Source organism: Nonomuraea sp. NPDC049141 (genome assembly GCF_040648415.1).
Taxonomy (GTDB): domain Bacteria; phylum Actinomycetota; class Actinomycetes; order Streptosporangiales; family Streptosporangiaceae; genus Nonomuraea.
The window spans coordinates 114,949-135,343 of record NZ_JBEZDR010000032.1 but is presented as its reverse complement, the minus strand read 5'-3'; the positions used below and the strand labels follow the sequence as shown (position 1 = coordinate 135,343).

The 20,395-nt window shown below is 67.1% G+C and carries 23 protein-coding genes and 1 tRNA gene; 11 read left to right on the top strand and 13 right to left on the bottom strand.

Translation table 11 applies throughout. The features are described from left to right. Position 1: 1 nt before the first annotated feature. Entirely contained in the window at positions 2–1,192 is a 1,191-nt protein-coding gene (lhgO, locus tag AB0B91_RS57855) for an L-2-hydroxyglutarate oxidase (protein WP_358340530.1), read from the bottom strand. Continuing rightward, a complete protein-coding gene (locus AB0B91_RS57850) occupies positions 1,189–2,178 on the bottom strand; it encodes an NAD-dependent epimerase/dehydratase family protein (protein WP_358340528.1) in 990 nt (329 codons plus the stop codon). Before AB0B91_RS57850 ends, lhgO begins: the two co-directional genes overlap by 4 nt. 72 nt (positions 2,179–2,250) lie before the next feature. Between AB0B91_RS57850 and AB0B91_RS57845 the strand changes: the two genes are divergently transcribed. Then, positions 2,251–2,748: a GNAT family N-acetyltransferase gene (locus AB0B91_RS57845; RefSeq protein WP_358340526.1), complete on the top strand. Its 498-nt coding sequence runs from the start codon at positions 2,251–2,253 to the stop codon at positions 2,746–2,748. 48 nt (positions 2,749–2,796) lie between these two features. Here AB0B91_RS57845 and AB0B91_RS57840 read toward each other — a convergent pair whose 3' ends face one another. Continuing rightward, the gene (locus AB0B91_RS57840; protein ID WP_358340524.1) at positions 2,797–3,615 is read right to left on the bottom strand and encodes an NAD(P)H-binding protein; all 819 of its coding nucleotides are present in this window, start codon (positions 3,613–3,615) and stop codon (positions 2,797–2,799) included. Between the two features lie 55 nt (positions 3,616–3,670). On the opposite strand from AB0B91_RS57840, the gene AB0B91_RS57835 reads away from it, so the two are divergent. Next, on the top strand, positions 3,671–4,072 hold the full coding sequence (locus AB0B91_RS57835; RefSeq protein WP_358340523.1) for a helix-turn-helix domain-containing protein: 402 nt from the start codon (positions 3,671–3,673) through the stop codon (positions 4,070–4,072). Between the two features lie 31 nt (positions 4,073–4,103). After that, positions 4,104–4,478 (top strand): hypothetical protein, encoded by a 375-nt coding sequence (locus AB0B91_RS57830; protein ID WP_358340521.1) that lies wholly within the window; start codon positions 4,104–4,106, stop codon positions 4,476–4,478. On the opposite strand, the gene AB0B91_RS57825 is transcribed toward AB0B91_RS57830, so the two are convergent. After that, positions 4,475–6,274, bottom strand: a complete 1,800-nt coding sequence (locus AB0B91_RS57825; RefSeq protein ID WP_358340520.1) for a hypothetical protein — start codon at positions 6,272–6,274, stop codon at positions 4,475–4,477. The two genes, AB0B91_RS57830 and AB0B91_RS57825, sit on opposite strands and share 4 nt — an antisense overlap. Next, positions 6,255–6,452, bottom strand: coding sequence for a helix-turn-helix domain-containing protein (locus AB0B91_RS57820; RefSeq protein ID WP_358340518.1), 198 nt, complete (start codon positions 6,450–6,452; stop codon positions 6,255–6,257). Before AB0B91_RS57820 ends, AB0B91_RS57825 begins: the two co-directional genes overlap by 20 nt. 234 nt (positions 6,453–6,686) lie before the next feature. On the opposite strand from AB0B91_RS57820, the gene AB0B91_RS57815 reads away from it, so the two are divergent. After that, complete coding sequence (locus AB0B91_RS57815) at positions 6,687–7,241, top strand: hypothetical protein (protein ID WP_358340516.1); 555 nt, start codon at positions 6,687–6,689, stop codon at positions 7,239–7,241. A 66-nt stretch (positions 7,242–7,307) separates the two neighbouring features. Here AB0B91_RS57815 and AB0B91_RS57810 read toward each other — a convergent pair whose 3' ends face one another. Beyond that, entirely contained in the window at positions 7,308–8,165 is an 858-nt protein-coding gene (locus tag AB0B91_RS57810) for a helix-turn-helix transcriptional regulator (RefSeq protein WP_358340514.1), read from the bottom strand. Positions 8,166–8,316: 151 nt separating this feature from the next. Between AB0B91_RS57810 and AB0B91_RS57805 the strand changes: the two genes are divergently transcribed. Beyond that, on the top strand, positions 8,317–9,240 hold the full coding sequence (locus AB0B91_RS57805; RefSeq protein ID WP_358340513.1) for an NADP-dependent oxidoreductase: 924 nt from the start codon (positions 8,317–8,319) through the stop codon (positions 9,238–9,240). 5 nt (positions 9,241–9,245) lie between these two features. On the opposite strand, the gene AB0B91_RS57800 is transcribed toward AB0B91_RS57805, so the two are convergent. After that, a complete protein-coding gene (locus tag AB0B91_RS57800) occupies positions 9,246–10,253 on the bottom strand; it encodes a hypothetical protein (RefSeq protein WP_358340511.1) in 1,008 nt (335 codons plus the stop codon). 7 nt (positions 10,254–10,260) lie between these two features. Continuing rightward, positions 10,261–11,535, bottom strand: a complete 1,275-nt coding sequence (locus AB0B91_RS57795) for an MATE family efflux transporter (RefSeq protein ID WP_358340509.1) — start codon at positions 11,533–11,535, stop codon at positions 10,261–10,263. Positions 11,536–11,587: 52 nt separating this feature from the next. Between AB0B91_RS57795 and AB0B91_RS57790 the strand changes: the two genes are divergently transcribed. Further along, positions 11,588–12,556 (top strand): aldo/keto reductase, encoded by a 969-nt coding sequence (locus AB0B91_RS57790; RefSeq protein ID WP_358340507.1) that lies wholly within the window; start codon positions 11,588–11,590, stop codon positions 12,554–12,556. Between the two features lie 94 nt (positions 12,557–12,650). On the opposite strand, the gene thpR is transcribed toward AB0B91_RS57790, so the two are convergent. The 4 genes from thpR to AB0B91_RS57770 all read right to left on the bottom strand — a co-directional run bounded on the left by thpR (position 12,651) and on the right by AB0B91_RS57770 (position 15,281). Continuing rightward, a complete protein-coding gene (thpR, locus tag AB0B91_RS57785) occupies positions 12,651–13,208 on the bottom strand; it encodes an RNA 2',3'-cyclic phosphodiesterase (RefSeq protein WP_358340505.1) in 558 nt (185 codons plus the stop codon). 22 nt (positions 13,209–13,230) lie between these two features. Further along, positions 13,231–14,454, bottom strand: coding sequence for an MFS transporter (locus AB0B91_RS57780; RefSeq protein WP_358340503.1), 1,224 nt, complete (start codon positions 14,452–14,454; stop codon positions 13,231–13,233). Between the two features lie 23 nt (positions 14,455–14,477). Then, positions 14,478–14,930 (bottom strand): MarR family transcriptional regulator, encoded by a 453-nt coding sequence (locus tag AB0B91_RS57775; RefSeq protein ID WP_358340501.1) that lies wholly within the window; start codon positions 14,928–14,930, stop codon positions 14,478–14,480. Between the two features lie 114 nt (positions 14,931–15,044). Next, positions 15,045–15,281 (bottom strand): hypothetical protein, encoded by a 237-nt coding sequence (locus tag AB0B91_RS57770; protein WP_358340500.1) that lies wholly within the window; start codon positions 15,279–15,281, stop codon positions 15,045–15,047. Between the two features lie 14 nt (positions 15,282–15,295). Between AB0B91_RS57770 and AB0B91_RS57765 the strand changes: the two genes are divergently transcribed. Then, on the top strand, positions 15,296–16,864 hold the full coding sequence (locus tag AB0B91_RS57765; protein WP_358340498.1) for a recombinase family protein: 1,569 nt from the start codon (positions 15,296–15,298) through the stop codon (positions 16,862–16,864). 413 nt (positions 16,865–17,277) lie between these two features. Further along, entirely contained in the window at positions 17,278–17,664 is a 387-nt protein-coding gene (locus AB0B91_RS57760) for an HNH endonuclease signature motif containing protein (protein WP_358340496.1), read from the top strand. On the opposite strand, the gene AB0B91_RS57755 is transcribed toward AB0B91_RS57760, so the two are convergent. Continuing rightward, on the bottom strand, positions 17,639–17,887 hold the full coding sequence (locus AB0B91_RS57755) for a hypothetical protein (RefSeq protein WP_358340610.1): 249 nt from the start codon (positions 17,885–17,887) through the stop codon (positions 17,639–17,641). The two genes, AB0B91_RS57760 and AB0B91_RS57755, sit on opposite strands and share 26 nt — an antisense overlap. Before the next feature lie 544 nt (positions 17,888–18,431). Here AB0B91_RS57755 and AB0B91_RS57750 point away from each other — a divergent pair. From AB0B91_RS57750 to AB0B91_RS57740, 3 genes are all read left to right on the top strand, one after another. Further along, positions 18,432–18,935 (top strand): hypothetical protein, encoded by a 504-nt coding sequence (locus tag AB0B91_RS57750; RefSeq protein ID WP_358340494.1) that lies wholly within the window; start codon positions 18,432–18,434, stop codon positions 18,933–18,935. A gap of 29 nt (positions 18,936–18,964) precedes the next feature. Continuing rightward, positions 18,965–19,041 (top strand) — tRNA-Met (locus AB0B91_RS57745). Between the two features lie 1,078 nt (positions 19,042–20,119). Next, complete coding sequence (locus AB0B91_RS57740; RefSeq protein WP_358340492.1) at positions 20,120–20,314, top strand: hypothetical protein; 195 nt, start codon at positions 20,120–20,122, stop codon at positions 20,312–20,314. Positions 20,315–20,395: the final 81 nt, after the last annotated feature.

Here is a 20,395-nt window from a genome sequence, read left to right as displayed (position 1 = left end):
CTCAACGGACGAGTGCTGGGACAATTCCGGCGATGTGCCTGGCAATCGCCAGGCTGGAGGTGGCCGCGGGAGACGGCGCGTTGCGTACCAGCACAACCCTGCCCTGAACGTCCACGGCGAAGTCGTCGACCAACCGGCCGTCCTTCGCCACGGCCTGGGCGCGTACCCCGCCCTCGGTTCGCCGCAGGTCGGAGGCGGTGAGCTCGGGCACGTAGCGGCGCGCGGCCCGGACGAAGGCCCCCTTGACCAGCGAGCCGTGGACCTCCTTGAGTCCGGTGCGCCAGTGCTGCCGGGCCATGCGCAGCGTGCCCGGCCAGCGCAGAATCTGCCAGGAATTACGGAGGTTTATTCCCCGATAACCCTCATAGGCCAGCGCCAGCACCGCGTTCGGCCCGACCAGGACCTCGCCGTCGATGTGCCTGGTCAGATGGACGCCGAGGAACGGGTATCGAGGGTCGGGCACCGGGTAGATCAGGCCGCGCACCAGGTCCTTGGCCGCTCCCTCGAGCGCGTAGTACTCGCCCCTGAACGGCACGATCCTGATGTCGCCCGGCCGTCCCGCCATCCTGGCCACCGCGTCGGTGCTCAGTCCCGCGCAGATCACCAGCCGGTCGAAGGCGAACCGCCGCCCGGCGGCCAGCACCTCGACGCCCTTGAAGGTCTCCCTGATCGCCCTGACCGGGTGCCCGAGCCGTACCGAACCGCCCAGTTCGGCCACGTCGAGCGCGAGCCGGCGTGCGACGGCGGGGAAGTCGGCGATCGCGGTGTGCGGCGAGTGGACCGCGCCGACGCCGACCGCGTGCGGCTCGATCTCGCGCAGCGCGAGCGCGTCCAGCTCGGCGATGCCGGGGACGCCGTTCGCCCTGGCCCGCTCGGCCAGCGCCGCCAGCCGCGGCCGCTCGGCGCCGGTGCAGGCCACGACCAGCTTCCCGACCTCCTCGTACGGCAGGCTGTGGTGCGCGCAGTACTCCTTGAGCAGCGCGACGCCCTCACGGCAGAGCCTGGCCTTGAGCGAGCCCGGCGGGTAGTAGATGCCCGCGTGGACGACGCCGCTGTTGTGGCCGGTCTGGTGCGCGCCGACGCTGTTCTCCTTCTCGAGGACGGTCACCTCGGCACCTCTGGTGGTGGCGAGCTCGCGGGCGACCGCCAGGCCGACGATGCCGGCCCCGATGACACCGATCTTCTCTGTCACGGCGCCAGTCTGCCTACTCTGCGCGGATCCAGGTGCCCTTCAGCGGCAAGCCACCGCAATGTATCCGAAACGGTGTCTTCCACCGGGCGCAGAGTGAGCTCAAGGTCCTTGAGCGTGGGGCCGTCGTCGGTGGGGACCAGGGTGAGCATGAAGTCGGCCGCGTCACGGGTGAGCGGGTAGTCGATGGGCGCCAGCCGCTTGAGCCGGTCGAGCACCGCGGCCATCCCGCGCAGCAGCCCACCGGGTATCCGATAGGCCCGGCCCGCCCGCCCCGTCACCTCCGCACATACTTCCGCCAACTCCCCCCAGGTACGGAAATGCCCCCCAAGCAGGTAGCGGCGGTCCCGGCGGCCCGGCGTGAAACAGCGGGCCAGCGCGACGGCCAGATCCCGGACGTCCAGCACGCTCACGCCACCCGGCACGACCGGCCACCCCCACCGCAGGCCGGCGCGGAGCCCCTCGTTGAGCGCGTCGAGCGTCGGCTGTCCCGGCCCGGCGATGCCGCCCGGGTACACGATGGTCACACCGCCCAGTTCCCTGGCGTACCGCTCGCCCTCGACCTTGGACCTGCCGTAGGCGTTCCTGGGGCTGGTCAGCGGGCTGTCGGCGGTGATGAGCGGCTCGGCGGGCGGCACGAACACCGCGATCGTGGAGACGTGCACGATCGGATCCAGTCCCAGCTCGGCGGCCTGCCCGAGCACGTTACGCAGCCCGACGACGTTGGACCCGTGCAGGTCGGTCCCGTGCCCGGTGACCCCCATGTCGGCGGCGGCGTGCAGCACCGCGTCACATCCGTCCAGAGCCGCTCGTACGGCCGGCGCGTCACGGATGTCCCCCTGACGGACCACCCACTCCCCAGCCCCCAACACACGTCGCACTTTTTCCGGACTTCTCGCCAAAAGGCAGGGCTCGTGCCCGGCGGCGATCAGGGCCGAGACCGCGTGCGAGCCGACGAACCCCGACGCACCGCTCACCAGGACACGCATGTCAGGAAAGCTAGCGCTTACTTGGTATTACATCAACCAACCGAAGATCGATCCTCCCCTAAAATGGGCAGAGTGCAGGAAATCGTGACATACGTCGAGATGACCGCCGCCGATCAGCTGAATCCAGGCGCGGCCGTCCCCGGTCTCGCCTTGGAGTCCTTGGACCGAGGCTCGCCGCTGGTCGTCGACCTCCAGTCCCGGATCGGCGCGCCCTACGGCTGGCAGAGCGCGCGACGGAGCGAACACCAATGGGTCGCCTGGCTCGCTCAGCACCCTGCGCGGGCGTTCTCGCTGCTGTCCCTGAACGGTGAACCGGTAGGCACGGCCGCCTACGACGTCCACCCCGGCGAGGAGGTCGAGATCGAGACCTTCGGCCTGCTGCCCGAGTTCACCGGCAAGGGCCTGGGCGGATACGCGCTGACGCTGACGGTCCGGCGCGCGTGGCGGTTGACCCCCGCCGTACGGCGGGTCTGGCTGCACACCTCCAGCCTGGATCACCCCCACGCGCTGCCCAACTACCATCGGCGCGGCTTTCACACGTACAAGACCGAGGTCGGCGAACGCGGCTGACCCGTGCGGGCCGGCCGACGTCGGGTTGTGCCGGCTCACTCGGACGCGTTATTTGAAAGCCGCGACGTGGCGCTCCGCCCACTCGGCGAATGTGCGAGGCGGGCGGCCGAGGAGCCGCTCGACGTCGGGGCCGACACTCTGCTCGGCGGCCGACGGTGCGCCGAGGGCGCCGAGAGTGGCCTCCACGACCGGCTCGGGCATGTATCGCAGCATCTGCTCCCGCGCCCCCTCGCGGCTCTGCTCAACGAACCGCACCGGCTCGCCCAGGGCGTCCCCGATCGCCGCGGCCTGCTGCCGGGGTGAGATCGGCACCGGTCCGGTCAGCGTGTAGACGTTGCCCTCGTGGCCCGGCTCGCGCAGGGCGACGGCGGCGACCTCGGCGATGTCGGCCGGATCGATGGCCGGCACCGCGACGTCGCCGAACGGCGCCCGGACCACCCGTTCCGCGCGGACCGAATCAGCCCACTGGAACGTGTTGGAGGCGAAGTTGCCCGGCCGCAGCATCGTCCATGCCAGACCGGACCGCTTGACCGCGTCTTCCAGACGCGAGGGGTGGCGTCGCGTGCCCACGCCATGGGAGGACAGCAACACGACCCGCCGGACGCCGGCCGCTCGCACGACGTTCAGGACGTCACCGAGATCGCCGTTCGCCATGAAGTCGGGGGAGGTCAGCAAGAACAGCGCTTCGGCTCCTTGCAGGGCGGGTTCGAGGCTCTCCGGCTCAGCCAGGTCGGCCTGCCGGTGCCGCACCCCCACCGGCACGTCCGAGATCTTCCGTGACACCGCCGTCACCCGTTCGCCGGCCGCGGCAAGCGCCCGCACAAGCGGCTGCCCGACGTTGCCCGTTGCTCCAGTTACCACAATCATGTTGGGAAGCTACTAGCGCCGTGATAGTAGGTACCTAGAGGAAAGTATTGGGATTGTGACCAACGACACAGCTTGGGCGCCCCCTGCCGACGTCCCCCCGGAACAGGCCTGCCCGATCACCCCGGTGGTCGACATCGTCTTCAGCCGCTGGACCACCCCCATCCTTTGGGTGCTCAACGAATACGGGCGGCATCGATTCGTGGAGCTGGAACGCCGCATCACCACCATCACACCCAAGGTGCTGACCGATCGACTGCGGCAACTGGAACGCGACGGGCTCGTCGTACGCACCTACCACCCCGAGGTTCCACCGCGAGTGGAGTACGAGATCACCGAATTGGGACGGAGCCTCTCGCCGGTGTTCGAAGCACTCGCCGAGTGGTCGGTCAACCTAGGCGAGGTCGAGCAGGCCCGGCTGGACTACGACGCCAGAAAGCCGGTCAGCAGCCGTCGATAACGCGGGAATCGAACGTGAGTACGATGGATTCATGTATCTCCCGCCGGAGTGGCCGCCCGAGGTCCGTCCGCCCAGCGTTCCCGAGTGGGAGACCTCGGCCGTGGCCTGGTTGCTCGACGCCGTACCGCCCGACTACCGGGCGTATGAGGTGCTGCGGCGCCACCCGATCGCGCTGGCCAGAATGGCGCTTCACCACGTCAATGCGGCTATCGAGGCGGCCAGGGCGGGATACCGGGGTGCCGCCGTCGATCTGAAGCCCTCCCTCCCGCCCCATGCGGTGGAGGCGGTGCTCGACGTCTATCGCGAGGAAGGTCCGCGCCTGGTCCGGCTGGCCCGCTCGATCGAAGTCGTCGACCGAGCTCTCCGCGGCGAGGGTTTCACCGCGCTGCTGCGTGACTCTCGCTAAGGAGCTCGCAGGTCGTCAGCCCGGCGAGCGTCGGCGACCATCGGAGCGGACCGCATGAGCAGGGGCGTGACGGCGCCCTGGCATCGAGTGCGCGATGAGGCCGCTCGTTCGAGCGCCATCGCCGCCTTGTCCGCCAGACCGGCCTGGCGATAGGCGGGAACCGCGCAGGTCGCGGTCTCGGCGGCGAGCAGGTGGTGACCGAGCTGGGCGAGGGCATCAGTGGCGCCCGAGAGTGCCTCGCCATCGGTGTGTTCGAGCCCATGAGCCGCTCTTGCCAGCGCGTGGCTCATGGGTGTGCCGAGTGCGGTGTTGAGCTCGTCGAGCCGGCGGAGATCACCCTCTCCGCCGAGACGGAGCACATCGTAGCGGGCCATCGCCTCGACGCTGGGGAGTCCGATGCCGCGGGCCAGGCCGGCCGCGTACCGGGCGGTGCTCACCGCGTCGGCAAGGCGGCCTTCCGCCGCCAGCGTCCAGGCGTTGCCGAGCACGATCCACGGGGAGAAGAGCCGGTTGGCCTCGTTGCCGGTCTGGTCGGCGTGGTCCATCCAGGCTCGCGCGTCGTCCGCCGCGCCGCCCAGAGCGGTGGCCGTGGCCAGCCCGGCCAGGAAGAGGTGGGTGAGCCGGAGGGTGTCGCGGCCGTCGAGCGCGTTGATCGCTTCCCTGAGGGATCGGCCGGCGTCGGCCGGTCTGCCCTGCGCGCATTCCACGAGCCCACGGAAACCGAGATGGCCGGCCGACATCATCGGGCTCTGCCCGGCCAGCACCTGCCGATATCCGTCGTCCGCGACGCTCCATGCCGCGTCCAGCTCACCCATGGCCAGGTACGCCAGAGACCGGGCGACGCCGAGCTCGACCACGCCCCAGGGCAACTCCGCCTGGCGCGCTTCGGCCAGGGCCAGCCCCCGCTCGTGATAGCCGGTGGCGTCCACGGCCCGCCCGAGGAAGCCCGCGGCCCCCGTGGCCGCCGCGGTGGCCCAGATGAGGGCCTGCGCGCTCGCCGAGTCCGAGGCCAACAGCCGGTCGGCGACCTCCAGCACGGCCGCGCAGCGCCCGTCGAACAGCAGGATCCAGGTGCGGATCCCCTCGGCCAGGTCCTCCCCCGGCCGGCCGCGCAGGAGATCCAGCGTCTGCTCGGCGGCGACGGCGTCCCCGTTGCCCCAGTACATGGTCTCGGCTCGGGCGAGGGCCCACGGGAGCAGCTCGTCGCCCGGCGGGGGCTGCTCCGGTAGCACGGCTGCCGCCTCGGCGCTGCGGCCACGGTATTCGAGCACCTCGGCCAGCAGCGCGTCGGCGTCCACAGAGGGTTCGGCGTCTCTGGCGGCTCGCGCGAGGCGTTCGGCCAGGGCGAGATCCGCCCGGTTGATGGCCTCGCGGGCGCCGGTCCGCACGATGTCGGCGCGTACCACCGCACCGCCTTCGACCTGCCAGAGCGCGGCCCGCAGCAGGTCGTCGCGACGGCGCAGCGGGGTGTCCAGCAGCGCGCCGGCGAGCCGCCACCACAGCTGCCGGGCGCGGCCGGCCGATAATCGGGCACGCAGCACCTCACCGTAGAGCGGGTGCGCGAGTCGCACCTGGACGCGGTTGCCCACACGCCCGGACACGGCCAATCCGTGTGCCTCGGCCTCGTCGATCGACGCCGGATCCACCAGCTGTGCCAGCAGCGCCAGCGGGAGCGGCTCGCCACACGCCAGCAGCTCCAGCACCATCGGGGTTCGCGAGCCGAGCGGGCGCAGGCGATCGGCGAGCAGCTGCTGGATCGCGCCACGGGGACGGTAGTCACCCGCGAGGTGCCACACGCCATGCGTCGCCGCCCACGAGCCGGCGCAACCGCGTGACGTACGCGGCGATCGTGTTGGTCGCCGTTCTCGGTGGCCGCTCACCCCACACCGCGTCCACCAGCCTGTCCGTGCTCACCACTCGCCCGGCCTCGACCAGCAGCACCGCCAGGACCACCCGCTGCTGTTCGGCGGCCACCCGTGTCCACCTGTCGCCTGTGCGGACCTGTAACGGACCCAGCATCCGAAACCGCATCGCCCGTGCCTCTCTATCCGACACCGCCGCGAACATTTCGCCAGAAGACGGCGTGCGGATGACAGGCGGAGTCATCGCCACGTCATGGCTACGTCATGCCATCTCCGTAGCGTCCCCGGCAGTCAGGTGATCGCGCCACGTCTATCACGAAGGCTCAGCCAGAAAGGAAGAATGCTCATGAAGATCCGCCGGCACCACCGATCCCATGGAGTCATCGCCCGAACCGCCCTGATGCGTGTCCTGAGCGTGCTGGTGCTGGCCGTCGGCCTGGGTACGGCCGTGGCGGCGCAGACCTCCACGGCGGCCTCCGCGGCCCGGTGCAACACGGCCGCGCACGTGTACATCAACGGGGGATACATCAAGTACGAGACCGATCCCATCGACGGCCCCATCGCCGACTTCACCGTCCGGAACGGCCAGCGGTACAACGTCGGCGGCAACGGCATCACCCCGGACGAGGACCCCTTCTGGGCCTTCTACCGCGTGTCCGGCGGTGCCCACGTGTCCACCATCATCGGCAACCGGACCGGCGGCAACTGCGTGTCCAACCAGAAGACGTTCATCTCCTCGCTGACGCCCGACACGTACATCATGCGGGCCTACTACTACGGCGGAAACAGCGGTAGGACCATCTCCGGCCAGGCCCAACTCCGCATGATCGTGCTGCCCGCGCTCAACGCCACCGCCCGGCAATCAGGTACCGCACAGCTCGACGACAACGCCTCGCGATAGCCCACCGCTCACCGGACCGCCGTCCCTCCCATGGTTCGAGGGGCGGCGGTCTGACGTATTCCGAGATCAGCGGCGTTCGGGGGCCGCAGGGGTGAAGTCGTCGTGGCCGAGGACGCGGAGCAGGCTCAGGTGGTCGATGTTCGGGGTGCCGGGCGGCGGGGTGAAGATGAGGAGTTTCTGGTCTTCGGCTGGGCTGAGGAGCGTTTCGCATTCGAGTTCGAGCGGCCCGATGGCGGGGTGGTTGACGCGCATGCGGCTGCTGCTCCGTACGGCGACCTCGTGCAGATCCCACAGCTCGGCGAACTCGGGACTGGCGGCCCGCAGTCTGGTGACGAGCCCGGTGGAGGCGGCATCGCTGCCGCGCCGGGCGATGGCGGCGCGCAGGTCCGCGACGTTGGCGCGGCTGTGCTGCCGGCGTTCGTCGGGTGAGTAGATCTGGCGGATCGTGGGATCGGTGAACCAGCGCCACACGAAGTTGCGGTCTTGTTCGCGGACCGAGCAGACACAGCCGAGGAGCGCTTCGGCCATGGTGTTGTGCGCGAGGAGGTCACCGATGTCGTTGGTGATGTGCGCCGGGGTCTCCTTGAGCTGGTCGAGCAGGTAGAGCAGGCCGGGCCGTACATGGTCGCCCGCCAGCCGACCGGCCGGCGGCCGGTGCCCCGCCAGCAGATAGAGATGGTCGCGCTCGTCCTCGGTCAGGCGTAGCGCACGGGCGAGCGAGGCGAGGATCTGGGTCGAGGGCTGGGGACTACGGGCCTGTTCGAGCCGCATGTAGTAGTCAGCCGACATCCCGGCGAGCTGGGAGAGCTCCTCGCGCCGCAATCCGGGCGTGCGACGCCGTGGCCCGGCCGGCAGACCTACCTCCTGAGGGCGTAGCCGTTCCCTGGAACGGCGCAGGAAATCGGCGAGCTCAGGGCGGTCCATGTCCATCTCACCATCATCGCCGAGCCTTCCCCCAGGTCAGCACGGCCAGACTGGGACTGCCGATCCTAGGGAAGCCTGTCCGCTCGTGTCCGCCGCGGACCCCTGGCAGCGTGGTCAGTGCCGGCGAGGACACAAGATCAAGGAGCATGGGATGTCCAAGGCAGTGAGATTTCAGCAGTACGGCGGCATCGAGGTTCTGCGGGTCGTCGAGGTGGACCGGCCGGTCCCCGGACCCGGCCAGGTCCTGGTGCGGGTCGAGGCGGCGGCGATCAACCCGGGTGAGGCGATGATCCGTACCGGAGCGCTGCATGACCGTTGGCCGGCAACGTTCCCCTCCGGACAGGGCAGCGATCTGGCCGGGGTGGTGGCGGAGGTCGGCGCGGGGGTCGACGGGTTCACCAGCGGCGATGAGGTGATCGGGTTCACCCACAACCGGGCGAGCCATGCCGAGTTCGTCGTCGTGGAGGCCGCCGATCTCACTCGCCGGCCCGCTGACGTTCCGTGGGAGCAGGCCGGATCGCTGTTCGTGTCGGGAACCACGGCATACGCGGCGGTACGGGCGGTTGCGGCAGGTCCGGGCGACACGGTGGTGATCTCCGGTGCCGCGGGTGGAGTGGGGTCGATCGCGGTTCAGCTCGCCCGCGACACCGGCGCCACCGTGATCGGTCTGGCGAGCGAGGCCAACCACCAGTGGCTCGCCGACCATGGTGCGATCCCCGTCGCCTATGGAGAGGGGGTCGCCGACCGCATCAGGACCGCCGCCGGCGGCAGGAAGGTCGACGCCTTTATCGACGCCTTCGGCGCCGACTATGTCGAGATCGCCCTCGACCTCGGAGTCGCTCCTGAGCGGATCGACACGATCATCAACTTCCAGGCCGTCGAGAAGTACGGGGTCAAGGCCGAGGGGAACATGGCCGCGGCCAGCGCCGCGGTGCTCGCCGAACTGGCCGCGCTGATCAGCGCGGGCCGGCTGGAGATCCCGATCGCCGGTACGTACGGCCTGGACGAGGTCCAGGACGCCTACCGCGAACTGGAGAAGCGTCACACCCGTGGCAAGATCGTGCTCAAGCCTTGAGGCGCCTACCGGGTGCGGCGGGCGACTAACGCGATGACGCCGGTGGCGCCCACGGCGGCGGCCAGCCAGATCAGCACGTCCCTCGGGCTGAGCCCCTCGGCCGGCGCCGGCCGGGCGGACGGCGAGGCGGCCGCCTTCGAGCGGGGAGTCGGCGAACTGGACGGCCGGGTGGACGGCAGCGCGGCCGCGGGCAGCGCCACCTGGTAGACCGGGCTGCGGACGCCCTCCGAGCCGGTCAGCAGGCTCTTGCCGTCGCTCGTGTAGGCGATGGACTCGGCCTGCTTCAGCTCCGGCATCGACACCTTGGCGATCGACTCCCCCGAGGGGCGGTAGACCGTGGCCGAGAAGTACGTACGGATGACGTACGACATGCCGTCGGGCGCGTACGCGGCGTCCGTCGCCATGATCGGGGCCGCGCCCACCTTGCGGAGCACGTTGACCCGATCGGTCCTGAGCTTCTTGGGCGCCTGGTACACCGACCCGGAGAACTCCTTCGACACCACGAAGAGCCGTCCGGTCACCGGGTTGACCATGATGCCTTCGGCGTTCCTGGCGCCGTCCGCGTACCGAAACCGGTAGCGGACCGCAGGAAGCGTGGCATTCCTCAAGCTCGACGGCTCCATGACCTTGTAGACGGAGACATCCGGCCAGGCGCCGTTCAGGTTGTCGCCGATGTCGGCGAACCACAGCACCCCACGCCCCGTGGCGGGATCCTTGCTCGCGGCCATCGCCTCCCAGTCGCGAGCCTGCGCCCCCTGGACGCGGAACGTCGCCCGCGTCCGCCCATCGGTCCCGACCGCGTAGAACGTCGGCGCCGCGGAGCTGTCGTTGTGCGTGTAGAAGACGCCCTCCAGCGTCGGCGACACGGCCAGCCCGCTCGACTCGGTGATCCGCGGATCCTTGAAGGTGAACAGCTTCTTCTCGCTGTCTTCGGCGAAGGCCGGACTAGCGGCCATGAAAACGGCGAACACCGCGATCACCCCGGCGGTCGTTCGCTGCAAAAGATCCCCCACCCCGCCATCATGCCCCAACGGCTGCCGCGCCCACCCTCGCGCTGTGCCGGTGGAACCCGGTGCCCTGCAGCACGACCAGCACGCCGTTGGTCACCGCCATGAGCCACCACAGCCCGGCGAGCCCCCAGGCGGCGGCCACGGGTGCGGCGACGGCCACCATCAGCCCGTAACCGGCGGCGAAGTAGATCAGGCTCGCTCCCGACCGCTTGAGCGCGGTGAGCCCGATGCCCTGAACCGCCTGCGCCCCATCGGCCGTCGAGGCCAGCAGCATCAGCGGCAGCAGCGCCGCGGCTCGCTCCCGCACGCTCGGGTCCTCGCTGAACAGCATCAGCGCCGAGTCACCGAACCCGAGCAGCACGGCCGCGGCGACCGCCGTCCCCGCCAGGGCGAGCAGTGCCGCGGTCCGGTTGGCCCGGCGCGCCTCCGTCACATCACGGGCCCTGGCCACCTCGGGCACCGACGCCTGCGCCACGGAGATCGAGAACAGCATGATGAACGCGGTGAGCGTGCTCAGCACCGCGTGCGCGGCCACGTCACGCGTGCCGGTCGCGCTCGCGGCGAAGGTGACGACCCCGAGGCCGCCGAACTTGATCAGGACGGTCCCGGCCAGCGGGATGCTCACCCGGCCGAGCCGGACGATCTCCCTGATCCGCGGCCGGGCCTGGCCGACGCGCGTCCCGAGGGCGCGGCGCAGGCAGAGGTTCGAGACGGCCACGCCCGCGACGCCCGACAGCAGCCAGGCGACGCCCACGCCGGTCAGGCCGAACGGCGGCACCAGGGCGACCGTGCAACCGATCATCGCGGCGGTGGCCGCCAGGCTGGACCAGAGCACCTGGCGGCTGTGGCCGAGCGCCACGAGCACGGTGTTGGCCCCGCCACCCGAGGCGAACACCAGCAGATAGAGCGCGAGGAGCCAGGGCAGCGGCCCCAGCTCGGCCACGACCTCGGCGGGCGCCCCGGTGGCGCGGGCCAGCATCGGCACGCAGAGCACCGCGAGCGCGCCGGCCGTACCCACCAACAGGGTGAGCCAGCGCGCGTCCCGCAGGATCGGCACGGCCGCCGCGGGCGAGTCCTTGTACGGCGCGACGAACGGCGCGAGCCCGCGCAGAGCGCCCACGACGGCGGCCGAGGCGGGGTTCAGCACGGCCGACATGACCGCGAAGGCGGCCAGCGTGACGGTGGCGTGCCTGCCGAGCACGGAGGTGACCACGAGCGTGCCGAGCGTGGTCGTGACCATGGAGAGGAACAGGGGCACCGCTGCGCGTAGGATGCCCGACCTCACCCGGCCGACCCTACTTGGCTGGAGTGCACTCCAGGTACTTAGGGTGGAGGTCATGGATTATGTGAACCTCGGACGCAGTGGCCTCCGGGTCAGTCCACTCTGCCTCGGCACCATGAACTTCGGCCCCGTGACCTCGGAGGAAGACTCCTTCGTGATCATGGACAGGGCCCATGAGCTGGGCATCAACTTCTTCGACACGGCCAACGTGTACGGCTGGAAGCAGGGCGAGGGGATCACCGAGCAGATCCTCGGCCGCTGGTTCGCCAAGGGCGGGGGCCGCCGGGAGAAGACGGTCATCGCGACCAAGCTCTACGGCTCGATGGGTGACTGGCCCAACGAAAACCTGCTCTCCGCGCTGAACATCCGCCGCGCCTGCGACGCCTCGCTCAAGCGCATGCAGACCGACTACATCGACATCTACCAGGCCCACCACGTCGACCGGAACACACCGTTCGACGAGTTCTGGGAGGCCATGGACGTCCTCAAGCAGCAAGGCAAGATCCTGTACGTGGGTTCGTCCAACTTCGCGGGCTGGCACATCGCCAAGGCCCAGGAGACCGCGGCGCGCCGCAACTCGATCGGGCTGGTCAGCGAGCAGAGCCACTACAACCTGCTCACCCGCGCGGTCGAACTGGAGGTGCTGCCCGCCTGCCAGGACTACGGCCTCGGCGTGATCCCGTGGAGCCCGCTGGCCGGCGGCCTGCTGGGCGGCGTGCTTCGCAAGATCGACAAGGGCCGGTCGGCCGCCGACCGCATGGTCACGGAGCTCGAGAAGCACCGCGACAAGATCGAGCGGTACGAGAAGTTCTGCGACGAACTCGGCGAGGACCCCGCGCACGTGGCTCTGGCCTGGCTGCTGAAGCAGCCCGCGGTCACCGGCCCGATCATCGGCCCGCGCACGCTGGAGCAGCTCGACGGCAGCCTGCGTACGCTGGAGATCGAACTGGACGAGCAGGCGCTGGCCCGCCTCGACGAGATCTTCCCCGGGCACAAGACGGCGCCGGAGGACTACGCCTGGTAGCTCAGGTCAGCAGGGCGCCGATCACGACGATCAGCAGCAGGAGGCCGAGCACTACAGGCAGCAGCCATTGGCGAGGACGGTCCACAATGTGAGCCTAATCGTGCTCGGCGGGTGCCAGGTCCCATTCGGCCAGTGACTCGTACCTCACCTGCGCGCCCTGATGGCTGCGTACGAGATGCACGGACCCCGCCCGCCAGGGCGAGCCGCTGAACCCGGACAGTGACTCGACGAGCGGGCGGAGGTCCAGCTCCGTCCTCGCCCGCGCGAGCGTCAGGTGCGGATGGAAGCGCTTCTCATCGGTCTGTACGGCCCCCGCGCGGCGGGCGCCCGCCTTGACCGACTCCGACAGCCGGATCATCGGGTCGCCCGAGAGCCCGGCCCAGAACACCCTGGCCCGGCGGGCGGACGAGAACGCCCCGAACCCGGTGAAGGCCAGGTCCAGGCTGGTGTGCCGGCTCACGGCGCGGGCCAACCGTACCTCCAGCTCCGGCAGGACGTGCTCGGGCACCTCGCCGAAGAAGGCCAGCGTGATGTGCCAGGTGGCGCGGTCCGGCCAGCGCAGGCCCGGCACCTGCCCGACATGCGGCGCGATGGCTCGCTCGATCTCGTCGAGCACCTCATCGGGCGGCATCAGCGCCGCGAATAACCTCATGCCACCCGATTCTGCAACCTTCTCAGGCGACCGCCAGCACCGGCTCGCTCACCCGCGCGGCGATCAGCTTCGTCAGCAGCACCGCGACCCCGGTGCCGACCAGCACGAGCACCCCGGAGAGCATGACGCCCGCCCTGGGGCCGCCCAGCTCGGACAGCCAGCCGATCAGCGGGGCGCCGATGGGCGCGCCACCGGTGAAGACCAGCATGTAGATGCCCATGACGCGGCCGCGCATGTCCGGTGCCGTGGCGAGCTGGACGCTCGCGTTCGCGGCCGTGTTGATCGTGATCAGCGCGATGCCGGTGGGGATCAGCAGCAGCAGGTACACGGGGTAGAACGGGGCGAGCCCGGTCGCGATCTGGAACAGTCCGAACCCGATCGCACCGGCGATCAGCATCCTGCGTGACGGGCGGGCCCGGCGCGCGGCGAGCAACGCCCCGCCCAGCGCGCCGACGGCGAACATGCTGGAGGCCAGGCCGAACGACGAGGCGCCCGCCTTGAAGACCTCGCGGGCCATGAGCGCGATCGACATCGAGAACGACTGCGAGAACATCGACACGAAGCCGATCAGCAGCACCGGCATCAGCAGCTCTTCGCGGTGCAGCACGTAGCTCAGCCCCTCGCGGAGCTGGCCCTTGGCTCTGGGCACGGGAACGGAGAGGTTCAGCTCGGACTTGCGCATGAAGATCAGGCTGGAGATCACCCCGGCGAACGTGACCGCGTTGATCAGGAAGAGCGGTCCGGTGCCGCCGAACAGGTAGATGAGCACGCCGGCGATCGCCGGCCCCATGACGCGGGCCAGGTTGAAGCTGGAGCTGTTGAGCGCGATCGCGTTCGACAGGTCCGCGCGGCCCACCATCTCGACCACGAACGCCTGCCGGGTCGGCACCTCGACGCAGGAGATCAGGCCCAGCGTGAACGCCATCACGTAGACGTGCCACACCTGCGCGGTGCCCGTCATCGTCAGCACGCCGATGGCCAGGGCGAGCACGGCCATCAGTGACTGCGCCACGATGAGGATCGGCCGCTTGGGGTAGCGGTCGGCCAGCACGCCGCCGAAGAGCCCGAACAGCAGCATCGGCAGGAACTGCAGCGCGGTCGCCATACCGAGGGCCGCCGCGCTGCCGTGGGTCAGATCGAGCACCAGCCAGTCCTGGGCGGTGCGTTGCAGCCAGCCGCCGACGTTGGACACGGCGCCACCGGCTACGAACATGCGGTAGTTGCGTACCTTGAGTGACCGGAACATCCCGGTCTTGGGTTCTTCAGGCTCTAGATCCTGCTGAGCTTCTCCAGAATCGGCGCCGCCTGCCTGAGGATGGACCTCTCCTCCGCGGTCAGCTCCTTCAACCGCTGGCTCAGCCACGCTTCCTTGAGACGTCGTTCCTCCCTCAGCAGTTTCTGGGCGGCCTCGGTCACGCTCACGGTCACTTGTCGCCGGTCGGTCGGGTGCGGGGTACGGGTCACCAGACCGCGTTCCTCTAGCGCGGCGATCACGCGAGTCATCGAGGGAGGTTGCACCTTCTCGTGCTCGGCCAATTCGCCGGGGGTTATCGCGGAATGCCGTTCCACCGCGGCGAGCGTCGCGAACTGCGTGGGAGTCAGCGAGTGCGCCGCCGCTTGTCGTCGTAGCCGCCTGGTCAGCCGCGCCAGCGACACGCGCAGGGCTGTGGCCAGGCCTGCGTCGCTGCGCAGGTTTATCTGGGACTGGTTCTTGGTTAGCATGAGTCATTACCTTTGCTAACTATACGGCATTCCACGTTATTTCCCTACCTCACCTTTCATCTCACTCCTTGATACCCCGAGGCCGCCCCTCATGCGACGGACGGCCTCACCACGTCAGACCCCGAAAAGTACCCTGATCGGACCGAGGGCGAAGTAGATCACGAACAGCGCCGTGACCACCCACAACAGCGGGTGGATCTCCCGCACCTTGCCCTTGACGATCTTGATAAGCACGTAGCTGAGGAAGCCGGCGCCGATCCCGTTCGAGATCGAGTACGTGAACGGCATGACCACGATCGTGAGGAAGGCCGGAATGGCGATCTCGAAGTCGGTGAAGTCGATGTTGGTCAAAACACCGCCTTACAGTGGTGATCATCCCACCCCGGCACAGAGAGCAGGGTAGCGTGCCAGACAGGGCAATCCGAGGACTCGGCGTCATACGTCGCTCACGCAAAGTGATGAAACAAGACGTGAGCGAGTCCGTGCAGCAATCCATGATCGAGGAGTGGGCCGCAGAGCACGACCCCCCTATCGAAATCGTCGGATGGGCCGTGGACCTCAACGTCTCCGGGAGCGTGGACCCATTCGCACGAGGCGAGCTAGGCGAGTGGCTCAACAACCGCCTCGACCAGTTCGACACGATGCTCGTATGGAAACAAGATCGCCTATCGCGCGACCAGGCGGACACCCACATCATGTGGCGCTTCATGGAGAAGATCAAGAAGGGGTGTGCCTTTATTACCGAAGGCACCGACTTCTCCAATCCCGAAGATCATTTAAACATCAGCATGCGTGCGTTGATGGCTGAGGACGATCTCAAGAAATACCGCGAACGAGCACGCACTAACAAGATCAATATTCGAAAGCGTGGCGGATGGCAAGGCGGGAAACTCCCGTTCGGCCTTAGGCGAGCCGCTGACGGGACGATCGAATGGGTTCCATACTACGCCGAGATCATCCTGAAGGTAATCGACTGGGTGATTGCTGGCGTATCACTCAACCAAGTGACGCAGCGACTTGAGGATCTAGGGGTTCCCACACCCCGACAGGCAGCAAATCCCGAGAAGGGGGCGGCCAAGTGGGGATGGAGCATCATGAGCGTCCGCTTCATCCTGAGCAACCGGGCCCTTCTCGGAGAGATGACCCACGCTGGCAAGCCCATGCGCGACACCAACGGCGATCCCGTCAAAGGGTGGCCAGCCCTCATCGACGTGGAGACCTTCGACCGGCTTCAGGCGGCCCTCTACAAGCGCCGCCGCTCCGAGACGCCGATCAGGATGGACACCTCCCCACTGCGCAGGGTTGGCCACTGTGTCTGCGGCAGCGTGCTGCATTACCAACCCGAGCACATCGGCACAGGCGGATATCAGCGGAAGGCCCGCTATGCCTGCGACGCGCGGAGAAGAAAAATGAACGACTGCCTCAATCCAGGTCTCAACGCGGAAGACATCGAGGATTACCTTGAGGATTCTCTTCTCAATTTTCGCCTAGACCACCTTGGTTATGAGTGGGAGACTTTTGGCGACGTTCCCCGCTACCGCCGCGAGTACCGCGCCGTTGTGGATCACCGGCACGAAATCCGCAAGCTCGGAGAGCTGATCAAGGAGCTGAAGGACGACTACCTCGCGGACAAGTATGAGGACGATGAAGAGTTCTACAGATCCCAGCTCGACGACTACGAGAGTCGACGCAGGAAGCTAATCAAAGAGAGCAAGGAACAAGGCAACGGCTACCGCTTCCTGCCCACGGGCAGCACCGTCCGAGAATACTGGCAGTCGTGCAACAAGCAACAGCGAAATCAATTCCTTTTGGAAATCAAGGTCATCATTAAGTACGACAAAAGGTCAGGAGTATTACAGTTCCAAGTGGACTTCGGCGAGGTGCAGGACCTCGTCCGAATCGCCCAGCAAGCACAGGGGCAGGCGGTCAAATAGCCATGCCAGACCCGCTCAGCGAAGGCATCACGCCCACTGCCATCCTCCGCGCCGTGTTCGTCCTCGCCGTCTGGCTGATCGCTAGCTACTACTTCCCAGACGCCTAGTACACTCTCGTACGAGAACTGTCAGCCAAGGTAGGGCTATCGCGGCTGGCGGCTGAGGCCCCCTGCAATTCTGGCCAGGGGGCCTCTCTCATGCCCCCAGACGTCGTTACGTCATCGTTATCCAAGAGGCTACCCTGCCCAGCTCCTTACCCCTCTAACTATCTATGCCTAGAGGTTGAACACCAAGTTCAACCATCTAGCTGACTAATGAACTTAGTAAGAGCCGCCCTCAGGAGCGGCTCTTTTTATGTCACGGGTAGCCAAGCCAGCTTTCGTCTATAACACGAGTGTCTTGGGGTTTGGCTGATGTTGCGTAGCAGGTGGGTGCCGCAGCACCAATTCAACTTGGAGGTGGCGACCTTGGCGAACAGGATTTGCAACGTTTCTGGCTGTCATGGGATTGTCACCAAAGGTGGTCGTTGTGCCACGGACCAGCCGAAGGACACACGCAAGCCGTGGGCACGTGTGTCAGCTCGGAACGCGAGCCGACCAAGCGACTGGCGCCGCCGCCGCCGCTTCGTCCTTACCCGCGACCGTGGCGTCTGCTACGTCTGCCGCAGACCAGGAGCGACCGAGGTTGACCATGTGGTCCCCGTCGCCCGTGGCGGCAGCCACGACTACAGCAACTTGAAGGCGATCTGTCCGACCTGTCACAAGGTCAAGACCCTCACCGAGAGACGGCGAGCTGCCTGAGAGCCACAAAGATACCTGGCCCGAAGATCACCACGATCCCGGCCGTGGCTAACGCATTGGGGCTGCGTAACAGCAGGAAGAGGCTCAGGGTCCCAACTGCCGCAGTGTAGATCCACAGGTATCCCACGGCTGTCCGGTAGCTCATCCTGCGCGTGACTGTCGCCAGGCTGATGAAGATCCTCGACGCCACGACTACGGCGCAAATGCCGATCAATGTCCACATGGCGGTGATCGTAAACGCATTGCCCAGCTTGGGCAATGTCAGGCGTTCTTGTGCGCTGTACTAACTAATCAACTCTCTGGAGAGATGTTTGCTTTTCAAGCTTAAGAAGCTCTCTAGCTTCGCCGCCGTCGTTCTGGGCGTCGCTAGTGTGATCGCCGTTGCTACGCCGGCCCAGGCCGCCTCTGGTTGCTCCATCACGGCTTACACCCCGACGTACAGCAGCCCAACCGTTTACGGCTCGGGCCTGGTCTCATGCAGCTCTGTCACCTCCGACGAGAGCCTCTATATCGAGATGGACCTGACCATGGACGGTTCTTCTGTGGGTGGCGACGCGACCCGGTGCTGGTCTCGGCAGTGTGACACGAACACCTCGGCGACCAACCGGTCCGGGAATCAGCAGTGGTGCTCGTCCGTCCGAGCCTGGGCAATCAAGGACTCAGGTACCGAGACCTACCTTGGTTCGGATTCGGCCTGCGAAGGGTCCGCCTGGCTCGGCTAGGCAAATCATGGCCCACAACCCGTTCGCTATCTTTGAGGAGAGCACTTGATCGAGACGCGATCCGGCTACTACAGCCCGGTCCAGACTGTTCCGCTCTGGGCTCTGTCCAGCATCATTCCTGCTAGCGCAGCGCCCAAGATGTGGGCCGTGCGTCTGACCGTTCCTGCTGGTCAATCCCTCTCAACGGTAGTCATGCCGTTCATCCCGGACTCATATTTCAATGGCACTGCCGAGGTTGTTCTCTACGAGACCAAAAGCGCAGGAACGTACCCGATCGTCCGAGGCGAAAACGGTCTTAGCCCGAGCCACTTGGCAAAGGTCGGTCTTCAATACCCGGTCGCGGCGCGTGACGAGTCTTGGCGTGTGTGGGTTGCGATCCGCTTTATCGATCTGGTTGGTGTATCTATCCCCGTCGCCGAAAGCGGCGTTTACCACTCTCAGACCGTGGCTGACTGTTACTCCAGCATCTCCGATGAACTGCCGTTGGAGCTGTTCAGTACGGGGATCTGGACGAATGAATCGCGATATCCCCTCATCGCAGTGCATTAGCTTGTCAGCCCGTGATTCCACGGGCAAATAGCGGGGTAGAGGAGTCTGGTTGTCCTCGCGGGTTTCATAGGCCCTGAGATCGTGGGTTCAAATCCCACCCCCGCCACGAAGCGTCGGCCGAGTAGCGCTCAAATCGGCCGACGCTCTCCAGATTGGTCACTGTCCCGGCCTGACTAGCTGGCGGCATGGGCCTAGGGATGCGGTGTAGGCGTGCACTCTCGCCCCGAGTAACACGGCTAGTCCCCGTGCGAAACGGGCTGGTGGAGAAGGTTCGAGTCCTTCCATCCCGCAACATGCAGAAGGCCCCCTCAGAAGAGGGGGCCTATCTAAACGACCGCATCACCCCCGTCCGGGGTGATGGCATCGCCGGTATCTGCTTGCGGACTATCTACCGCTGGTGTGTCGTCTGGCGCTTGTTCTAACGCCTCTGACTCTTCCTGTGGCGCCTCTTGACTCCATCGAACTGAGATTCTAACCAGCGTGATGCATGCCTCTCCGTTACCCAGCTTGTACTTGTGGGCCGCTGCCAGTAGCAATCTGGCGCCCAGGATCGCAAGCAAGCGGTAGGCAATAAAGACAGCCGCACCAGCGGGACCTATGTCCGAGAGCCATGCTCCCAGATCGGTCCCCATTGGTTGTTACCTCAGCCCACCAGCAGAGTTGAGCTAAGCATCTACCCTCCCTCAGATACTCGATCTGACGGCTTTCTCATACTTTCTCATACTTCCTCTTAGTGCCTTGCCCGGTTCCCTATGCAGGGCCACTCTGAACGATCCCTTCCCAGAGCAGCCCCCAGCTACTAGGGCGTAGCTGGCCGAGCTAACACGAACAGGCGAACGCCAACGTTCCCTGCCCCTTGCCTCCCTGGTGGAACCTAGGCCCTACAGGAGGCATCGCCTAAATCATACCGGGCGCGGCGTCGAGAGCCGCTGTCTCGTCAAGTATCTGCAATCACAAGGGGGTGAACCGTGGCTGGTAGAGGCCCAACACCGAAGATAAATGCCGCAAGGCGTAATAAACAGCCCAGTGAGGGACTAACCGGCCGCGGGGCAGAGGCGCCCCCCCTCTTCAAGAGGGCGAAGTACAGCACAGCCACCCAACGGTGGTGGGACACCTGGGCCAGTTCGGCACAGGCCGAAGCCTTCCTGCCGACTGACTGGGAGCGGCTTCAGATGCTCGCGCCCATGATCGAAAGCTACTGGCAGGGAGACCTCAAGGTCCTTGCCGAGATCCGCCTGAATGAAGAGCGCCTAGGCGCCACCGTGCGCGACAGGCAAAGCCTGCGCATGAAGCTCGATCGCCTCCAGGACGAGGCAGATGGCGACGACCTGCCCGAGGGCGTCGTCGACATGGATCTCTACCGCGAGCTGAGCGGCTAACGAACTAAACAAGGGGGTGGTCATCTGGCGCAGACCGGAAACCTCCCCCCCGGAGTTCCACACCCGTCACGCTCTCTCGGC

Coding starts and splice junctions, on each gene's coding strand:
- AB0B91_RS57790 (WP_358340507.1), top strand. CDS start 11,588: ATGGATTATGTGAACCTCGGACGCAGTGGCCTCCGGGTCAGTCCACTC.
- AB0B91_RS57850 (WP_358340528.1), bottom strand. CDS start 2,178: ATGCGTGTCCTGGTGAGCGGTGCGTCGGGGTTCGTCGGCTCGCACGCG.
- AB0B91_RS57775 (WP_358340501.1), bottom strand. CDS start 14,930: ATGCTAACCAAGAACCAGTCCCAGATAAACCTGCGCAGCGACGCAGGC.
- thpR (WP_358340505.1), bottom strand. CDS start 13,208: ATGAGGTTATTCGCGGCGCTGATGCCGCCCGATGAGGTGCTCGACGAG.
- AB0B91_RS57815 (WP_358340516.1), top strand. CDS start 6,687: ATGAAGATCCGCCGGCACCACCGATCCCATGGAGTCATCGCCCGAACC.
- AB0B91_RS57805 (WP_358340513.1), top strand. CDS start 8,317: ATGTCCAAGGCAGTGAGATTTCAGCAGTACGGCGGCATCGAGGTTCTG.
- AB0B91_RS57755 (WP_358340610.1), bottom strand. CDS start 17,887: ATGTGGACATTGATCGGCATTTGCGCCGTAGTCGTGGCGTCGAGGATC.
- AB0B91_RS57760 (WP_358340496.1), top strand. CDS start 17,278: ATGTTGCGTAGCAGGTGGGTGCCGCAGCACCAATTCAACTTGGAGGTG.
- AB0B91_RS57840 (WP_358340524.1), bottom strand. CDS start 3,615: ATGATTGTGGTAACTGGAGCAACGGGCAACGTCGGGCAGCCGCTTGTG.
- AB0B91_RS57810 (WP_358340514.1), bottom strand. CDS start 8,165: ATGGACCGCCCTGAGCTCGCCGATTTCCTGCGCCGTTCCAGGGAACGG.
- AB0B91_RS57830 (WP_358340521.1), top strand. CDS start 4,104: ATGTATCTCCCGCCGGAGTGGCCGCCCGAGGTCCGTCCGCCCAGCGTT.
- AB0B91_RS57780 (WP_358340503.1), bottom strand. CDS start 14,454: ATGTTCCGGTCACTCAAGGTACGCAACTACCGCATGTTCGTAGCCGGT.
- AB0B91_RS57740 (WP_358340492.1), top strand. CDS start 20,120: ATGATCGAAAGCTACTGGCAGGGAGACCTCAAGGTCCTTGCCGAGATC.